Here is a 19,536-nt window from a genome sequence, read left to right as displayed (position 1 = left end):
CGCAGCGCGAACGAACCTTAAACTTCCAGCAACTCCACTTCAAACACCAGCGTCGCATTCGGCGGAATCACCCCGCCGGCGCCGCGCACGCCATAACCCAGTTGCGGCGGGATGGTCAGCTTGCGCTTGCCGCCGACCTTCATTCCCTGCACGCCTTCGTCCCAGCCCTTGATGACCATGCCGCCGCCGAGCACAAACGCGAACGGATCATTACGGTCGTGGCTGGAGTCGAACTTCTGGCCGTCCGTGAGCCAGCCCGTGTAATGCACGCTCACCGACTTGCCGGCAACGGCTTCAGCGCCTTCGCCTACCGTCAAATCTTCATACTTGAGCCCTGAGTCGGTCGTCACGATCGCCATGTAACACTCCTTAAAAAGCCGGCACCGCCAGCTGGATCTAAAACCGGTATTGTAGGGCTTTCGGGTGGCATCGTTACACTCGGCGAAGCATGCACGAGGTTTGCTGCACATCCGCACCGATATCTCGAAAATAGGGAGGAAGGGGCGGACAGCCCCACGCGGAAAGCCCGGAAGCACCCTCCTATAATGGGCAGTCATCTCGATAACACCGGGCAAGATACTCGCATTCATCAACGCTCAAGGATTTGCCATCGTGACAACGTCTTTCTCCGGCACGGTAGACACGGGGCGCGCACCCCGTCCTGAAGCACCGGTCGCGGGCACGGACGCCGTGCTCGTGCTGGATACCGCGCAGCGCTGTCTGTCAGCCGATACCGTTCTCGCCCACCTGTTCGATCTCGACCCGCACGCGTTCGTTGGCCGCGCTCTCGCCGATACCGCTTTGCCCCAACCCCTGATCGCCGTGCTCGCCGACGTTGCCGACGCCGCGTTTGCCGCCGGCAGCGTGCGGCGTGCGCGGGTATCCATTGATGAAGGCGAAGGTGCGCGCGCGAGGCCGCGTTCGTTCGCCATCCTGGCGCTGCCCGGCAGCACAGGCCAGGCCGATACCGTGTCGCTGATCGTTTCGCCGTGCACCCCTGGAACATCGGCGCGAGCCGATACCAATATCGATCCCGAAACAGATGAGCGCACCGCACATTTGCGTGCCGAAGCAGCGTTGTTCATGCGCGATCACGTGCTCGGGGTCGTATCGCACGATCTGCGTGGTCCGTTGAACGCCATCCATAGCTGGGGTTACGTGCTGGAGCGCAAGGTCGATACCGCCGATGCCGCCGCCCAACGCGCGCTCGTCGGGATTCGCTCCGGCGTGGAACAGCAGGTGAAGCTGATCGAGCAATTCATCGATACCACCCGTGCCGAGACCAAGACGCTCGCGCTCGGCCGTGCGCCGCTTGCATTGCGGCACTTGATGGAACAGAGCGCATCGGAGGCACGCGCGAGTCTGGCGAGCGCGCGGCAGGTGACGCTGCACGTCGAATCCGCGCTGGTGGAAGAGCAGATCAGCGCCGACAGCGAACGTCTCACCCAGGCGCTCTGGCTGATGTTTGCGTTCGCCACCGAGGCGAGTGCGGCGGGATCGAAGGTGGTGCTGAAGGGCTCGGTGGAGGGCGGGGCGTTCAGCGCTGTCGTCACGTTCACGGCATCGCAGAAGGCGTTTTTGGATCCTGAACTTCCCCACGTGCTTGAAGCGTTTGCCCGCACGCAGGCAACGTTGCCGCGGGAAGCGGCGCGGATCGCGTGGGCGCTCGCGCTGTGCAAACGCGTGGCTGAGGCGCACGGCGGGACCTTCGAACACGATGATTTCACCGATGGCGCCCCCGTTGCGCTCACGTTTCGCGTGCCGTTGAGCGCCGCCTGATTTAACTTTCGGTCAGCTTGCACCTCTATACTGGCGGTTTCATTTCGTGGAGCAGGTTGCTTTGAATCAGGTTGTCGCGCTAATTGGTGCCTTGTTGCTCGTCGCGTTGAACGGGTTTTTCGTCGCGGCCGAGTTCGGACTCGTCAAGCTGCGCGCCACGCGCGTTCAGGCCATCGCACGGTCGAACGGTCTGCCCGGCCGTTTGCTGGCCAAGGTACATGGCAAGCTCGACGCGTACTTGTCCGCGTGTCAGCTTGGCATCACGCTGGCATCGCTCGGGCTTGGCTGGCTGGGTGAACCGGCGTTCGCTGAATTGCTGCATCCGTTGTTTGCGCTGGCCGGTATCGAATCGGTGAAGCTGATCAATGCCGTCTCGCTGTTCTTCGCGTTCTCCTGTATTTCGTTCCTGCATATCGTGGTGGGTGAGCTCGCGCCGAAATCGTGGGCGATCCGGCGCGCGGAACAGGTCGGCCTGTGGGTCGCGATGCCGCTCTATGGTTTTTACTGGGCCATGTATCCGTTCATCTGGGTGCTGAATTCGAGCGCGAATTTCGTGTTGCGATTGTTCGGGCTTGGAGCCGAGCACGGCGGCGACGCCCACTATTCCACCGATGAACTCAAGCTGATCCTGCGCGGCCGGCGCCTGAGCGGAGCATCGACTGCCGCGTTGCCGGATGCAATCGGGGCGGCGGGGTCTGGCGGGTCTGGCGGATCTTCCGGGTCTTCGTATAACGCGGATGAGTGGAACACCATCGCTCATTCGCTCGATTTCAGCCGCATGACGGTTTCCGACCTGATGCGCCCGAACCACGAGATGGTCGGCCTGCGCAACGATGTTCCCATGCGCGACAACATGCAAGTGATCGCGCGCCATCGCTTCAGCCGCTACCCCCTTTTCGCCGATGCCTCCAGCGAACACGTGCTCGGCATGATTCACCTGAAGGACTTGCTGCTCGCACGCAATGGCGCCGGGCGCGGTTTGTTGCAAGGGCTGACACGGCAGGACGCGAAGCAGGATGAACTGGTCAGGCACGTGCGGCCGGTGCAGTACGTGGCCGGCAATCTGTCGGCGCTTGAACTGTTCCGCCGCTTTCGCAAGGGTGCGCCGCACTTTGCGCTGGTCGGACGCAAGGGGCAGAAGCCGATCGGCTTTCTGACGCTAGATAACCTGCTGGGCGCGCTGGTTGGCCAGATTCACGACGAGTTTCGTCAAGGCGACGCGGACTGGTCACGCATGGACGATGGCACGCTGATGGGCAAGGGCAGCTTGCCGGTGGTGTCGCTGGAACGGGCGCTGGGGATTGATATCGATGAGGGGCAGGCGGAGTCGGTCGGCGGGCTTGTGATCAATGCGCTGGGCGATCTGCCGAGCGAAGGCCAGCGGATCGGCTTTGATCGCTTCGATATCGTGGTGAAGAAGATGAACGGGCCAAGGATCGTGCTCGTGCGCGTGTATCCGCATGAAGAGGTGGCGCAGGAAGCGGAGTGATTTTCGGCTCCGCTTGGGGTCTCCGACCGGCTTAAACCCTCGGAACCCCTTCCTCCATCAGCAACGCCACCGGCATCGACGCCAGTGCGTCTCGCATGAACAAGCGCTGTCCATCCGATTTCGGCGCGTTTGGGCTCAGCCAGTCGAACAACGCACGTGTTGCCAGCGCTTCCGGCAGAACCACTGCTGTATCACCCCAATGAGCGGCATCGACCAGTGGCAGGCCGGCATCGCTCTCACTGGCAACCAGCAGCGAATCAGCCAGCCGCGTCGCGATCACCACCGCGTACGCGCTGCCCGCATGCCGCGCGAACGCAATCACGCTGTCCGCATGCGCGCCTTCCACCGTCAGCGGAACATAAGCACCCTTCTCGAATAGCGCATGCGAGTGCGCGCGCAAAGCCAGTGCGCGCCGCACGATGCCGAGCTTCACCCTCCCGTCGCGCCAGTTCTTCAATTGCTCCGATGGCGCCCCCTCAGCCTCGCCTTCACTCAACCATGCCCGCCGTTGCTCGAAGTCGACCGGGCGTCGATTATCAGGATCGACGAGACTGAAATCCCATAGTTCGGTGCCCTGATAAAGATCCGGTACGCCCGGTGATGTCAGCCGCAACAATGTTTGCTGGAAACTGTTGATCGCACCCGTGCGCGCGACACGCTCGACGAATGCCGGCAACTCGCCGAGAAAACCGTCGCGGCGCTGCGGCGCGAGGATATCGAAGAGAAAATCGCGGCATGCGTTCTCGTAGGCCTCGTCGGGCGCGAACCAGCTAGTGCGCAACTTGGCTTCACGCAGCGCTTTCAATTGCCAGGCGCTTACGCGCTCAGCGAGCTCTTTCACGCCGTCGTGGTCGTCGGGGGAGAGCGTCGGTGGCCAGCAGCCGACCAGCGTCTGATACAGCATGGCTTCGGCGGCAGCGCCCGGCGCCCAGTTGTGTTCATCACCATTGAGGGCTCGCCGATGCGGCGTGTTCAACGTCGACCAGCTTCGCAACGTCGCGGCCCATTCATCGGGAATCTCACTCAACCCCGCGATCCGCGCGCGCACGTCTTCGCCGCGTTTGTGATCGTGCGTCGCGGTGTTGAGCATCGCGTTCGGAAAGCGTTTGGCGCGTTCAAGATTTCCCTCGTGGAACGCATCGACCGACAGTGAAAACTCGCCCGGATCGGCGCCCACTTCGTTGCGCGAGATAAGGCGGCCGTATCGATAGCACGCCGTATCTTCGATCGCCTTGGCAGCCACCGGCGAAGTTAGTTGGGAGAACAGAGTTTGTGCGTTGCGCCGATGTGAACCGCTCGAATTCGACCCCGCGCTGTTCGCCTGCAGATTCTGATTGGGTACGCCAGCGGATTGACGATCGCGGTCCCGATCCCGGCCACGATCGAGGATACGCTCGCGTTCACGCGGTTTTTCTTCGACCGCATCGTCGCCACCCGGACCGCCGAGCCACTGTGCGATTTGATCGAGGATGACCAGGTCGGCGGACGCCAAAGCCGCCTTTGCGCCTTGATAAGCCTGCGAGAAAAAGCGGTCGTCTTCTTCGCTGCGCTGACCGCCGACGGGATAGATCCGGTACACCGGAAAGTGCACCACGAGTTCAGCCACGACCCGGCGCAGCGATGAAAACGTGAAGTCGCGCGTGACGGGTGTATCTCGCGCGATCCGATGCAACGCGCGCGCGACGCGGTCCAGTTCGGCCGACAAGTTCTCTGCCAAAATCTTGCGCCGCGCGGCTTCGGCTTCAACGGCAAAGTCCGCCGGACGTCCAGTCAATTCCGCCCAGCTTTTTGCCAGTGGTTCAGCGCCGCGCGGGTCGTGCAGTAATGCGCCGACGTCGTTCATGAAGTCGTAGCCGGTGGTGCCGTCGATCCGCCAGTCGTCACGCACGGGTTCACCCCGCGCCAGGATTTTTTCGACGACGAAATACGTGCGGTCCTGCTTCAATTCTTCCGGCCGATGCTCCGCAAGTTCTTCAAGCCGCGCACGCAAGCGCTGGCAATATTCACGCGGTTCGGCGAGGCCATCGACGTGATCGATCCGCACACCATCGATCAACCCTTCGGTGAACAAACGGAAAATCAGCGCATGCGATGCCTCGAATACTTCGGGGCGCTCGACGCGCATGCCGCCGAGCGTGCTGACGTCGAAGAAACGCCGCCAGTTCACTTCGTCGGCGGCGGTGCGCCACCAGGCAAGCCGGTAATGCTGCCGTTCCAGCAGCCGATGCAAACGGTCGCGGCCAACGGGGTTATCGCCGGAATGCGCTTGCACGGCGGCGTCGATCGCGCGCTTACCCTCGGCCGTCGCTGCGTACTCTTTCAAAGCCGCCCGCGCTTCGTCGGCGCGTGGCTGGTCGCCAGGTTGCGTGGACAAACCCGTGAAGCGCTGCGCCATCTCGGGCGCGTGGTCCTGCAACACCGACGGGTAGTCGAGCGGACTCACAGGAAACGTGTGGGCGTAGTACTCGATCTTGAAGCGGCCTGCGTCGGCGTCGAACACGAGCTTGATCTTGCCTCCTTGCAATTCCTCGCCATACGCGGCACCCAGGAATGGCGCCAGAACTTTGCCGCGCAACGCGGGATCGGGCGAATGCCAGTCGATGTCGAAATAGCGCGCATGCGCCGCGTGCCGTCCCCATTCGAGGATATCCATCCACCAGAGGTTTTCCGAGCCGCCCACGCCCATGTGATTCGGCACCACATCCACGATCACGCCCATCTGATGCGCACGCAGCTTTTCGACGAAGCGCTTCAGGCCTTCCTCACCGCCGAGTTCCGGATTGACCCGCGTGTAGTCCACAGTGTCGTAGCCGTGCGTCGAGCCGCTGGTCGCGGTCGTGATCGGCGATAAATACGCGTGGCTGATCCCGAGCGCGGCCATGTAGTCGACCTGGCGCGCGGCGTCGTCGAAGGTGAAGTCCTTGTGTAGCTGCAGCCGGAGCGTGGAGCGTGGAACGGTCATGGTCTCAGTCGGTGGGTGAAACGTTATGCGTGGCCGCCTTCGTCCGGGCGGATTTTTTTGCGCGCCTGATCGACAGCAAGCAGGCGGTCGACGAATGCATCGTCGTCGAAGAGTTCAGATACCGGTACAGCCAGCCGCCGGCGCCAGTTCGGATGCTCGTCGATTGAACCCGGCAGGTTCGGCATCTCGGCGAGCGCGAGCAAATCTTCCAGCGGATAGATCGCGAGCGGCGCGGGCGTGGACGCCACGAACGCAAGCGCTTCGTCGACCGGTGCGGTCTGGGGCGAGATATCGGCGGCTACAGAAACATCGGGCGCGGCCACACCGGCTTCCTGGAAGGCAGACCACAGCAATTTACGATCCTCGCCACGCTCCACCTGAGCCATTTCGACTGGATCCTGTCCATCGGCGCGCGCGGCAGTCTGGCCGATCTTCGAGCGCCACACGATGTCCTCGCCGATCCACCAGCCGGTGACCGTCGGCAGGTCGTGCGTGGTGGTGGTCGCGGCCACGCCGTGATCCCAGTCGGCAGGGGCCTTGAAGCCCGGGCCTTTTTCCGCGCGTTCGAACCAGAGCACCCTGATGCCGAGCAGGCCGTGTTCCTGCAAGCGCTCACGGAAGCCCGGCGGAACCGTGCCGAGATCCTCGCCGATCACGATGGCTTTATGCCGCCACGACTCGAGCGCAATCAGCCGCAGCAGGTCGTCGAGCGGATATCGCAGGTACGCGCCGTTCTTTGCGCTTTCGCCGTCGGGCACGAGCCACAGACGCCGCAAGCCGAGGATGTGATCGATGCGGATGCCGCCCGCGAGCGTGAACGCGGCGCGCAGCATGTCGATGAATGCCGAGAATCCCTGTGTGCGCATCGCGCGCGGTGAAAACGTGGTGAGGCCCCACGATTGCCCGGCCTGGTTGAACAGGTCAGGCGGTGCACCCACCGACACGCCTTGCAGCATTTCATCGCGATACGACCAGGCGTGGCTGCCCGCGCTGTCGCAGCCCACGGCCAGATCGGCTATCAGGCCGATCGCCATGCCCGAGTCGCGTGCGACGTGCTGCGCATGCGACAAGCCCTTGGCCGCGAGCCATTGCGCGAAGAGGAAAAAATCGACCTCGTCCTGATGCGCAGCGGCGAATTCTGCAACGGCCGCGCTGCGCGGATCGCGTAGTTCGCCGGCCCAGTTGCGCCAGTGGCCTTCGTTGGCTTCCTTCAATTGCGCCGCCTGCAGGGCTTCGAAACGCGCGTGGTCCTCCAGCGCTCGTCCGCCGCGTTTCACGAAGCGGACGAAATCCTTGTGCAGCGTATTGCTGTCCTTATCGTGTTCGTTGAACTGCGCGAACAATGCGCGCAGCACGGCCAGTTTCGCCGTCATCACGCGCGGCCAGTCGATCAGCTGCAGTGTTTCGAGCTCGGCGAATTCATCGGCGACACCGGCAGTTTTTATCGCCGCTTGCGCCGCTTCCACGCCCAGCACCGCTGCCGGATCAATATGCGCGATGTTCAGGAACAGTCGCGATGAAGGCGAGTACGGGCTGAACTTGTTCGGCTCCGCGCTGAACATGGCGTGCATCGGGCTGATTGCGATTGCGTGGCTGCCGCGCTGCGCGCTTTCCGACGCGAGCGTCGCGAGTGCGGAGAAGTCGCCCACGCCGCCGTCGCCGACGCGCCGCAAACCGTACACTTGCGCGGCCACGCCCCACATCGGCGGGGTTGCCTGCGTGTCGGGCTGGAGCGCGCGCCAGGCGTCGTCGACGGTGTAGCAGCGCTCTGGCGCCACTGCGAGCGTCGTGCGCTGCTCATTGATCACGAGCGTGTGATAACCCGGCTCGGAGATCGGCGAGAGCAAGGCGGTGGCCCCTTTCGGCGATGTAAACCGCCCATCGATGACCGCGCCGCTTTCCAGTTCGATCCGATACCGCGCGCCGGTTTTCACCGCCGCCATCGGCAGCGAAATGGCGCGGTCGATCTCCGCGGTCATCAACGGAGGCAACTTGCGCCCGGACAATTCGGCGTCGAGCGCCGCTGCGCTTTGCTTGAGTTGCGTGGCATTGCCGCACGGCAGGCCGAGGCGTTCCAGCAGCACTTTCAGCGTTTCTTCCGGCACGCGCAGGATCTGCTTGTGCGCGTCCTGCCACTCGACCTCGAAACCGGCCTTGGCTGCGAGCGCCTCGATGGCGGTGGGAGTTTTATCCGGCGTAGCCGGGGTATTGATGGTCGTGCTCACGAGGTTTTCCCCGAAGCTTTGACGCGGCGAGCGTCATGATTGAATGCGGCCATGGCGAAATCGCCCGTCAGCCACGCGATAAAAGTCTCTGCACCCAGCTCGCCGCGATCCGCTGCGTCGCGAGCCCGAGCCGGCGTTTCGAAGACGACCTTGCCTGGCGGATGGCCGGCGAGTTGAACGGGTTCATTGCCCAAGTTGAGCGCGATGGAATAGGTGCTGCCATCGCCGAGCCGCCAGTTCGCCAGCACGGCTTTCTCTCCGATCACCTTCGCGCCAAGCGCCTTCGCATTTTTCAAATGCGGCATCAGCAGCTTCGTGCGCACCGCCAGCGCAGAGCGATAGAAGTGCAGCCAGTCCATGTGATCGGCGGGTTGCCTGCTTTCATCGGGCGACGACATTTTGAAAGTCTCGACGGCGTTCGGATCGGGAATCTGCGCACGGCGCTTTTCATCGGTGAAGGCGGAGAACTTCGCAAATTCCTTTCGACGCCCTTCGCGCACGGCATCGGCGAGTTCGTCGTGGTAATCGGTGAAGAACAGGAACGGCTGCGTGGAACCGTATTGCTCTTCCATGAACAGCATCGGGATTTGCGGTGTGAGGAGCATCAGGCCGGTCGCGGCGTAGAGCGCGTCTTCGCTGCACAGCGAGCGCAAGCGCTCGCCCATTGCACGGTTGCCGACCTGGTCGTGGTTCTGCAAAAACATCACGAAAGCGGTGGGCGGCAAATGCGCGCTCGGTTCGCCGCGCGGCCGTCCGTCGTGGATGGGCGAGGGCTCGCCCTGGTACACAAATCCCTCGCCCAGCACCCGCGCAAGCTTCTGGATCGGCTGGTCGCTGTAGGCACCGTAGTAACTCTCGTCCTCGCCGGTCAGCAGGACATGCAGCGTGTTGTGCGAGTCGTCGCTCCATTGCGCGTTGAAATGCGATTCGAGCAAATTCGACGTGTTGTGCTCGTTCTCCAGCACCAGATGCACGTGCCGTTGCGGTTCTATCGACGAACGCACGCGCTCTGACAGTTCGCGCAACCATTCGTCGTCGTCGATGGCGTGGACGGCGTCCAGGCGCAGGCCATCGAAGCGATATTCCTTCAGCCAGTACAGCGCGTTGTCGAAGAAAAAATCGCGCACTTGAGGACGTTCGAAATCGATCGCCGGACCCCACGGCGTATTCACGCCTTCGCGGAAGAAGGACTTGGCGTAGGCGCTGAGATAGTTGCCATCCGGACCGAAGTGGTTATAGACCACGTCGAGGAAGACCATGAGGCCCAAGCCGTGCGCGGTATCGATGAGCGTCTTCAATTCATCGGGCGTGCCGTAGGCCGAATCGGGCGCATAGGGCAGCACGCCGTCGTAACCCCAATTGCGGCTGCCGCTGAAGTCGTTGAGCGGCATCAGTTCGATGGCCGTCACGCCAAGGTGCGCAAATTCCTTCAGGCGGCGCGTCACGCCGGCGTAACCGCCCAGCGCGCCCACGTGCACTTCATAAAGCACGGTTTCTTCCCACGGCCGGCCGTGCCAATTGGTGTTTTCCCATCGATATGATCGCGCATCGATCACCTCGCTCGGGCCGTGGACGTCGTCGGGCTGGAAACGGGACACCGGATCGGGCACCGCCAGATCCGCATTGATCCGATACCGGTAACGCGTGCCCGCGCCGCCATCGGCCAGCGCTTCGAACCAGCCATCGCCGGTCGGAGTCATGTCGATGAGCGTGGGAGCCGCGCGCTCACCGCTGGGGTAGAGCTCCAGTTGCACCGCCTTCAGCGACGGCGCCCAGAAGCGATAACGCGTATGTCCGGCATCGGTGAGATGCGCGCCGAAGGGCAGGCAATAGGCATGGTGACGCTTGTGCGGATCGATCGGGGTTTCGGACATGATGTGTGTGCCTTCAGTGCGCTTGGTCAGTTACTTGGCTTGGAGACTGCCCGGTGGGTGTTTTTGCATGACATCCCTGCATGACATCGTGATGCCAGCTTTAAGGCGTCGTCGAGCCGTTCAATTTTCCTCCTTTGCGGGCGGCGCGTGCTCGGGCGCGGGCACTTTCCAGGGTTCCGCTGTCCGTCGCGGTCCTATGGTGCCCGGGTCCGGCGGCAACGCCGTCAAGAGCCTCGGTCCCTCGTGGGCGCCGGCCATCCAGACGGCTTGCCAGTCGGCGTCGCCAGTCGGCTGGGCGAGCAGGACAACCACGCTGTGCGCCTGAATCTCCAGCTCCCCGCCGATCAATGGATACTGCAATGCATCAGGCACAGCGCTATCCATGAGCACATTCCATTCCAAGTGCGGGGCGGGCGCGGCGAAGTGCAGCGCCTGCGCTGATCCGTTCATCATGATCAGCATGACGTCGACTTCCCCGTTCAGGCCGGGCCCCGCGCGACGCAGCGTCAGCGCGCGTCCTTCGGGGTCCTGCCATGCGTCGATGGTCAGCGCCGCGCCGCTTTCGTCGAACCAGCTGACGTCGTAGAGACCTGGCAGCACTTCGCGATCGCCGTGAAGGAAGCGCATTTCCCGCAGCAGCGGGTAGTTTTTGCGCAGCGCGATCACGCGGGCGACGAAGTCTGTCAATGTGCGGCCTTCGGGAGACTCCGCCTGGCGCCAGTCGATCCACGAAATCTCGTTGTCCTGGCAATACGCGTTGTTATTGCCGTGTTGGGTGCGGCCGAATTCGTCGCCGCCAAGCAGCATGGGCGTGCCGAGCGACAGCAGGTTCGTCGCGATCAGCGCGCGCGCCACGCGGCCGCGGGTTTCGAGGATCTCGGGGTCATCGGTCGGGCCTTCCACGCCCCAGTTGGAACTGCAGTTTTCGTTGTGGCCGTCGTTGTTGCCTTCCTTGTTCACTTCGTTGTGTTTCTGCTCGTAGGACGTCACGTCGCGAATCGTGAAACCGTCATGCGAGGCGACAAAATTTACCGATGCCCAGGGCTTCCTCATGCGCCGGTGAAACAGTTCGGCGGAGCCGGTGAGACGTGCGGCGAGATCGGGCCGCACGCCGGCGTCGCCGCGCCAGAAGCGGCGCACGCCGTCGCGGTATTTGTCGTTCCATTCGGCGAATCCCGGCGGATGGTTGCCGACCTGATACCCGTCCGGGCCGATATCCCACGGTTCGGAAATCATCTTGCGCGTGTTGAGGATCGGGTCTTGGCGGATGGCGTCGAAGAAACCGGAGCCCGGGTCGAAGCCGTGGCCTTCGCGGCCCAGCGTCACGCCGAGATCGAAGCGGAAGCCATCGATGTTGAACGCCGTCGCCCAGTAGCGAAGTGAATCCATGACCATTTGCAGCACGCGTGGATGCGACAGGTTCACCGTATTGCCGCAACCGGTTTCGTTGATGTATCGCCGTTCATCGCCGGGAATCAGGCGGTAATAGCTGGCGTTGTCGAGGCCGCGCCATGACACCGTTGGCCCGAGTTCGTTGCCTTCGCAGGTGTGGTTGTAGACCACGTCGAGAATCACTTCGATACCTGCTGCGTGGAGCCGGCGCACGGCGATGCGCATTTCGTTCAGGCGGTTGGTCGACAGGTATGACGGTTCGGGCGCGAAGAACGCGGCGGTGTTGTAGCCCCAGTAGTTCTTGAGGCTGCGTTCGACGAGGAAGCGGTCGTTGAGGAATGCGTGGACGGGCAGGAATTCGACGGCGGTGATGCCCAGTTTTTGCAGGTGTTCGATGAACCACGGCGATGACAGCGCCGCGAACGAGCCGCGTTCATGCTGGCGGATATCCTGGCGCAGCATGGATGTGCCGCGAACGTGTGTTTCGTAGATGACGGTTTCGCCCCAGGGGACGTTCGGGCGCGTGTCGCGGGACCAGTCGAAGGCGTCGTCGGTGACGACGCATTTGGGGGTGGCGGGGGCTGAATCGCGCCGGTCCATGGAGAGGTCGAGGCGGTTTGAATGCACGCGGTAGCCGAAGAGCGCGTCGGACCAGCGCCAGGGGCCGACGAGTTTTTTCGCGTAGGGGTCGAGGAGCAGTTTGTGCGGGTTGAAGCGATGACCGTGTTGGGGTTGGTAGGGGCCGTGGGCGCGGTAGCCGTAGACCGTGCCGGGGTGTGCGCCGGGGAGATAGCCGTGCCAGATTTCATCGGTGCATTCGGGGAGCTCGAAGCGGGCTAGCTCCTTGCGGCCGGTGGTATCGAAGAGGCAGACTTCGATTTTTTGCGCATTCGCAGAGAAGACTGCGAAGTTGACGCCTAAACCGTCCCAGTTGGCTCCGAGCGGGTATGCCGCGCCCGGGAGTAACTTGTCGGGAAATGAATTAGCCATGGGGGTTCCGTTCGCACTCGGGGGTTTGGGGGGGTGGGGTTTGGGGGTTAGCGGTCGGGGTCAATGCCGGGTTGCCAGGTTCCAGGGTTAGCGGTCGGGGTCATTGCCGGGTTGCTGCTTTCTGGGTTAGCGGTCTGCTTGCGTTGGCTCATTTCTTTATCACTATTAGCCACTGCGCGTGGCGGCGCGTCATTTCTTTGTCCAAAGCGACAAAGAAACGAAGCAAAGAAAGCGCTTTCAAAACGAGGGCCCATAAGTTGACCTAGCGTGCAGTTCCTGCGTTTTTGGCACCCCAAAAGCACGGTGCTCGCAAGAACGACGGATGTGTGAAACCCTCCTTCTCCGAACACCGATACCCACACGCTTCGCCACCAGTGACTGAACCTGCCCAAGGGGCACCCCGCGCTATCCGCGAAAAACCATCCTCCGAATTGGTACGCATGCCGAACCACGTTGCCAACCCACCACGAAATAAAGCCGCCAAATACGTAAGGCCGTACTCGACAAGAGGACCTCCGGGCCACTCAGACAAGCTGCAAAAATGAAGGAGCAAATATGCGTTCGGCCCTGCGGTCCCCGCAGATAGTCTTGCGGATGACTCAGCACAAAGGACCCAGCGCAAACGACCCAGCGCAAACGACCCAGCGCAAACAACTCAATACGCACGACTCAACGCAGACCAATAACGCAGATCATTGAGTCATCCCATCAAAAAGCGAAGTTTCGACTACGGGTGAGGCCGTGCGGGTTTCCTTGGTAAGCGTGCTTGCCCGAGAGCGTGCGGGGCGAAGCGTGTTCGTGTCAGGATTCGCGAGAAGGAGGGGTTCAAACATCGGTGGTTCTGGCGAGCACCGTGCTTTTGGGGTGCCAAAAACGCACAAAGTGCACGCTAGGTCAACTTACGAGCCCGCGTTTTGAAAGCGCTTTCTTTGCTTCGTTTCTTTGTCGCTTTGGACAAAGAAATGACGTGCCGCCACGCACAGTGGCTAACAGTGCTAAAGAAAATAGCCAACTCAAGCGGACCACTAACCCCGAAAGCAGCAACCCGGCAATGACTCCGACCGCTAACGCTAGAACCTGGTAACCCAGCACTAACCCCGACCACAAACCCCAGAACCCGCCACCCCGAACCCGCCACCCCGAACCCGCCACCCCGAACCCCACCCCCAACCGCCAACCCTAAAACACCCCCAAAGAGTGCCAACGACCGCCGATCAATCGGCCCTAAGTACGATGGTCGCCAACGGCGGTAAAGTCAGCTCCGCCGACCACTCCCGCCCATGACTCGAAACATTCTCGGCGTGAATCACGCCGCCATTCCCCATATTCGATCCGCCATACACCGACGCATCCGAATTCACAATCTCACTCCACTTCCCACCCTTGGGCAATCCCACCCGATATCCCAGCCGCGGTACCGGCGTCATATTCGATATCACCACGCACTCACGACCCTCACCATCCGTACGACGGAACGCAAACACACTATTGGCCGCATCATCGCCGATCAACCAGTCAAACCCATGAGGATCGCTATCCAACTTGTACAGAGCCGGTTCCTCTGCATACACCCGGTTCAAATCGCGAACCAGCTTCTGCAAACCACCATGAAACGCATCGTCAAGCAAATGCCAATGCGGCGACGTATCGTGATTAAACTCGCCAAACTGACCAAACTCACCACCCATGAACAATAACTTCTTGCCCGGATGCGTCCACATGAATCCCAAATACGCACGCAGATTCGCGAACTTCTGCCAATGATCCCCCGGCATCTTCCCAATCAACGACCCCTTCCCATGAACCACCTCATCATGTGAAAGCGGCAACAAAAAACGCTCGGAATACGCATACACCATCCCGAACGTAAACATGTTGTGGTGATACTTTCGATTGATCGGATCCTCTTCCATGTAGTGCAACGTGTCATGCATCCAGCCCATGTTCCACTTGAAATCGAAACCAAGCCCCCCGTGCTCAAGCGATGCTGTCACACCCGGCCAGGCAGTCGATTCCTCAGCAATCGTAATCGCCCCCGGAATCTGGCGGACTTCGTGGTTAAGGCGCTTGAGGAATGCTATCGATTCCAGATTCTCACGCCCGCCATACATGTTCGGCACCCACTCGCCGGCCTTGCGCGAATAGTCCCGATACAACATGGAAGCCACCGCGTCCACACGCAATCCATCAACGTGATAACGCTTCAACCAGGCCAGCCCCGACGCCACCAGGAATGCACTAACCTCGTTACGCCCGAGGTTGTAGATCATCGTGTTCCAGTCCTGGTGGTATCCCTCGCGCGGGTCCGCATGCTCATAAAGCGGCGTGCCATCGAACTCAAAAAGACCATGCGCATCGTTAGGAAAATGCGCCGGCACCCAGTCCAGAATGATCCCCAGTTCCGCTTCATGCGCACGGTTCACGAACTCGGCAAATTGTTCCGGCGTCCCAAACCGCGCCGATGGCGCAAACTGCCCCAACGGCTGATAGCCCCACGAGCCGCCAAACGGATGCTCCGCAATCGGCATGAACTCGAGGTGCGTAAAGCCCATGCTCTTCGCATACGGAATCAAGCGCTCGGCAAGCTCATGCCAGTTCATGCCGCGGTTACCTTCCTCAGGCACCCGCAGCCACGATTCCGCATGCACCTCGTACACGGAAATCGGCGCGTTCACGGTCTGCCGCGGTCCGCGTGTGTTCATCCACTCGCTGTCGGTCCACGCATATCCATCGATAGCCTCAGCATCCGCCACCACCGACGCCGTCGCGGGTGGCAACTCGCTCTGCATCGCGCAAGGATCGGCCTTCAACGGCAGCGCGTGGCCATCGCGCGAGATGATCTCGTACTTGTAGCGCGTGCCCGCGCCCAGGCCCGGCACGAACAGTTCCCAGACGCCCGCGTTATGGCGCAGGCGCATGGGATGACGGCGGCCGTCCCACGAGTTGAAGTCGCCCACCACCGAGACACGCCGCGCATTCGGCGCCCATACCGCGAAACGCACACCCGCCACGCCGCCGTGCACGACCGGTCGCGAGCCCAGGCACTCCATCACCGCATACGGATCGCCGCCGGACACGCGGTTCAACGCTTCATCGCTTAAGACGGGGCCGAACGAGTAGGTATCGGCGACTTCCTGCGGCGTGCCGTGCCAATCGATCTTCAGCCGGTACGCCTGCATCTCGTCGATAAACCCGATATACAACCCCGCCGGATGAACCAGCGTCAGCGTGCCAAGTGGCTTGCTGCTGTCGCGCTCGAGCACCTCCACGCCACTGGCGCCCGGCAACAGCACGCGGACCACCGGGCCGGCTTCGGTCTGATGCAACCCGAGCTTCGAAAACGGATCGGGATGGCGAGCTTCGACGAGCGCGTCGATATCGAGCGGATGCAGACCTTCGGTCAGCAGCCTGTCGTCTGTGCGCTTATTCATTTTCGTTTCCATCAGAGGTGTCCTTTAGTGCGGCATCCACAGGCCGCGAGCCCGGAGCGGGCGGTGCGCCCGTATCGCCAAGCAGGCGGCTCGCAAGCGACGCGAGGCCACGCAACGGCAAGCCGATCCAGGTCGGACGGTTAGCCGCTTCATAGCGGATTTCGTAGGCCGCCTTCTCGATCAGGAACAGATCGAGAAGGGCGGCGAAGGTGGCTTCGTCGCCGGCAATCGGCTGCGGCGAAGCCGCCACCGCCGCGTGATATTCGAGCAGGAAGCCTTCCTCGCCATGACCACGCAAACGCTCGAACAGCGCGCGCTTGCGATCGGCGGTCGCCTGCGGTGCGTTGCCGGTCGTCGGTTGCGCAGCGGCGCTGGCATAAGACAGGGAACGCAATAAGCCGGCCACATCCCGCAACGGACTCGATTTCTGGCGGCGTTCCTCCAGCGCACGCGCGGGTTCGCCCTCGAAGTCGATCAGGAACGCGTCGCCCTGAGCCATCAATACCTGACCCAGATGGAAGTCGCCATGAATGCGGATGCGCAACGCATCAGCGCTTTCTGGCACGAGTTTCTGCACGGCCGCGAGCAGCAGGTCACGGCGATCGAGCAGGCTCTGCGCCATCTCGCGATCATGCTCGCTGAACTCCAGGAGCTTCGCGGCCAGGATATCGAGCGCCGTCACGAGCAAGGTGTGCGTGCCGTCGTTCCAGCCCCGCACGTCTTTCTTCGATGCTTTCTCCGGCGCAAACGCGGCGTCGTCCGAAGCCTGGGCGAGCACGACGTGCAGTTCGCCCAGCCGCCGTCCGATAATCCCCGTGACCTTCCGATACCCCTCGATCCCGATCATCTCCTTCTCGCGGTCCATCGCGTGGTCGTCGGAATCCACCGTCAGCGCAAGTTCATCCACGGTGCGGCGCAGGTAATCGAGCGCGTAGTTCCACGCATCGCCCTGGTTGTCGATGAACCCTTGCAAGATGCACAACGTATGCGGCACGCCTTCAGGGTCCACCCGCACGACTTCGCCAAACAACGGCCCCGTATTCTGGTAACCGAGCTTCGTCAGGTGCCGGCTCATCTCGGCTTCCGGATGAATCCCGCCGACCAGCCGGCGCACCAGTTTCAACACGACCTGATCGCCGATCACGAGCGAACTGTTACTCTGTTCCGCCGCCAGCCAGCGAATTTCCGGAGGCGGTTCGCCCGGCCTGAACTTGGCCGCCAGCGCGTCGAGCCGTTCGGTCGGAATAAAGCGGATCTCGCTCTTCTGCACTGTCGGAACGACCGCCCGCTGCAAGAGCTTCTTCAGCACGCCGTAGGTAAAGTTCGGAACGGCGAACGCGTCGGTGATATGGCCGATATTGCGAACCTGGCGCACACGCGCGAGCGCGAGCTGCATGTAGAGCGGCGATGTGGTCTCGCTGCCCCATGCAATCGTGAGCGGCAGCACATAGCGTTCGACGTGGTCCCCGAGATCCGCTTCGATCTCCGTGAACGCAAACCCCGCTTCCGGAATGGTCGTCAACGCAGCGAGGCGCACGCCAACCAGCTTCTTGTCCTTCGATGCAAACCAGCGCCGCTTGCTCAAATAAGACGGCAGCACTTCCGATTCAAGCAGACGCACGTTTTCCGGCGTCGGGCCGGTCTGGCCGGCGCGGATCACCATGGTCACGAATTCGGGCAATTGCTCGGACGGCGCCTGGCTCCATGCCGGACGCTGATTGCCCGGACACAACTGGAACCACAGGAAGCCGTACGGCGGGAAAGTCAGCAAGTACGTGAGCTGTCCGATAGGCGGAAACGCGGAATCGGCGGTCATTTCCAGCGGCACCGAGCCGGCGTACTCGGACAAGTCGAGTTCTACCGCCTGCGGCGCCCGCGACAGATTGGCCACACACAGGATCGCCGGTTCGCCTTCAACCTCACGCAGATACGCGAGGATCTTACGGTTGTTCGGGCGCAGGAAACGTATCGTGCCGCGTCCGAACGCCTGCTTCCCGCGACGCACCGTGAGCATCTTGCGGGTCCAGTTGAGCAGCGAATGCGGATCGCGGCTCTGCGATTCCACATTCACGGCGTCATACCCGTATAGCGAGCCCATGACGGGTGGCAGCACGAGCTGCTCCGGGTCAGCGCGCGAGAATCCACCGTTTCTATCCGATGACCACTGCATCGGCGTACGCACGCCGTCCCGGTCGCCCAGGTGGATGTTGTCGCCCATGCCGAGCTCATCGCCGTAATAGATCACGGGCGTGCCGGGCATGGACAGCAGCAGCGAATTGATCAGTTCGATGCGGCGACGGTCGCGTTCCATCAGCGGTGCAAGACGCCGGCGAATCCCAAGATTCAACCGCGCGCGGCGATCGCTGGCGTACGTGTTCCACAGATAATCGCGCTCGGAATCCGTGACCATTTCCAGCGTGAGTTCATCGTGATTGCGCAGGAAAATCGCCCACTGGTTGGTCGGCGCGAGATCCGGCGTCTGCCGCATGATGTCGGTGATCGGGAAGCGGTCCTCGCTCGCAATCGACATATAAATGCGCGGCATCAGCGGGAAGTGGAAGGCCATGTGGCATTCGTCTTCCTCGCCGAAATACTCCTTCACGTCTTCCGGCCATTGGTTCGCTTCGGCCAGCAACATGCGGTTCGGATATTCCGCATCGATAGTCGCGCGGATCTTCTTCAGAATCGCGTGCGTTTCCGGCAGGTTCTCGTTGTTCGTGCCTTCGCGTTCGACCAGGTACGGCACCGCGTCCAGCCGTAACCCGTCGATGCCCATGTCGAGCCAGAAGCGCATCACCTGCAGCACTTCCTTCAGCACGGCGGGGTTATCGAAGTTCAGGTCGGGCTGGTGATTGAAGAAGCGGTGCCAGTAATACTGGCCGGCGACCGGATCATGGGTCCAGTTGGACGGCTCCGAGTCGATGAAAATAATCCGTGTGTCTTCGTACTTCTTGTCGGTGTCTGACCAGACGTAGTAGTTGCGATGATTCGAGCCAGGCTTCGCCAGGCGCGCGCGCTGGAACCACGGGTGCTGGTCGGACGTGTGGTTGATGACCAGCTCGGTAATCACGCGAATGCCGCGTGCGTGCGCCTCCTGGATGAAGCGCTTCACGTCGGCGATCGTGCCGTAATCGGGATGCACGTTGCGGTAGTCGGCGATGTCGTAACCGTCGTCGCGCCGTGGCGACGGGTAGAACGGCAGCAGCCAGATCGTGTCCACGCCGAGCTCGGAAATGTAGTCGAGCTTCGCAAGCAGGCCGGGGAAATCGCCGATGCCGTCGTTGTTCGCATCGAAGAAGGACTTGATGTGGATCTGATAAATGATCGCGTCTTTGTACCAGAGCGGATCGTTGCTGAGAGTCGAGTTCTTGTTACGCTTCACGTGTCGCTCCTT

At 62.0% G+C, this 19,536-nt stretch carries 9 protein-coding genes; 2 read left to right on the top strand and 7 right to left on the bottom strand.

Annotated features, from left to right (window positions below; translation table 11 throughout):
• Positions 1-17: 17 nt before the first annotated feature.
• The gene (locus ACSOSP_RS34895) at positions 18-359 is read right to left on the bottom strand and encodes an FKBP-type peptidyl-prolyl cis-trans isomerase (protein WP_062086293.1); all 342 of its coding nucleotides are present in this window, start codon (positions 357-359) and stop codon (positions 18-20) included.
• 253 nt (positions 360-612) lie between these two features.
• Here ACSOSP_RS34895 and ACSOSP_RS34890 point away from each other — a divergent pair, with 253 nt between their 5' ends.
• The gene (locus tag ACSOSP_RS34890; protein WP_455315201.1) at positions 613-1,779 is read left to right on the top strand and encodes a sensor histidine kinase; all 1,167 of its coding nucleotides are present in this window, start codon (positions 613-615) and stop codon (positions 1,777-1,779) included.
• 61 nt (positions 1,780-1,840) lie between these two features.
• Entirely contained in the window at positions 1,841-3,268 is a 1,428-nt protein-coding gene (locus ACSOSP_RS34885; RefSeq protein WP_455315200.1) for a hemolysin family protein, read from the top strand.
• Positions 3,269-3,299: 31 nt separating this feature from the next.
• Here ACSOSP_RS34885 and treY read toward each other — a convergent pair whose 3' ends face one another.
• The 6 genes from treY to treS all read right to left on the bottom strand — a co-directional run bounded on the left by treY (position 3,300) and on the right by treS (position 19,524).
• The gene (gene treY / locus ACSOSP_RS34880) at positions 3,300-6,230 is read right to left on the bottom strand and encodes a malto-oligosyltrehalose synthase (protein ID WP_455315199.1); all 2,931 of its coding nucleotides are present in this window, start codon (positions 6,228-6,230) and stop codon (positions 3,300-3,302) included.
• A gap of 23 nt (positions 6,231-6,253) precedes the next feature.
• Positions 6,254-8,455, bottom strand: coding sequence for a 4-alpha-glucanotransferase (gene malQ, locus ACSOSP_RS34875; protein WP_455315198.1), 2,202 nt, complete (start codon positions 8,453-8,455; stop codon positions 6,254-6,256).
• Positions 8,452-10,329 carry a malto-oligosyltrehalose trehalohydrolase gene (gene treZ, locus ACSOSP_RS34870; RefSeq protein ID WP_455315197.1) on the bottom strand — a complete coding sequence of 626 codons (1,878 nt, stop codon included), beginning with the start codon at positions 10,327-10,329 and terminating at the stop codon, positions 8,452-8,454. The genes malQ and treZ overlap by 4 nt, the downstream gene beginning before the upstream one ends.
• Before the next feature lie 120 nt (positions 10,330-10,449).
• Positions 10,450-12,711: a glycogen debranching protein GlgX gene (gene glgX, locus ACSOSP_RS34865; protein ID WP_455315196.1), complete on the bottom strand. Its 2,262-nt coding sequence runs from the start codon at positions 12,709-12,711 to the stop codon at positions 10,450-10,452.
• Positions 12,712-13,925: 1,214 nt separating this feature from the next.
• Positions 13,926-16,142, bottom strand: a complete 2,217-nt coding sequence (gene glgB, locus ACSOSP_RS34860; RefSeq protein WP_455315195.1) for a 1,4-alpha-glucan branching protein GlgB — start codon at positions 16,140-16,142, stop codon at positions 13,926-13,928.
• Complete coding sequence (gene treS / locus ACSOSP_RS34855) at positions 16,135-19,524, bottom strand: maltose alpha-D-glucosyltransferase (protein ID WP_455315194.1); 3,390 nt, start codon at positions 19,522-19,524, stop codon at positions 16,135-16,137. The genes glgB and treS overlap by 8 nt, the downstream gene beginning before the upstream one ends.
• Positions 19,525-19,536 lie beyond the last annotated feature (12 nt).

This window comes from Caballeronia sp. KNU42 (genome assembly GCF_053760385.1).
This window is presented reverse-complemented; position numbering and strand designations above follow the sequence as displayed.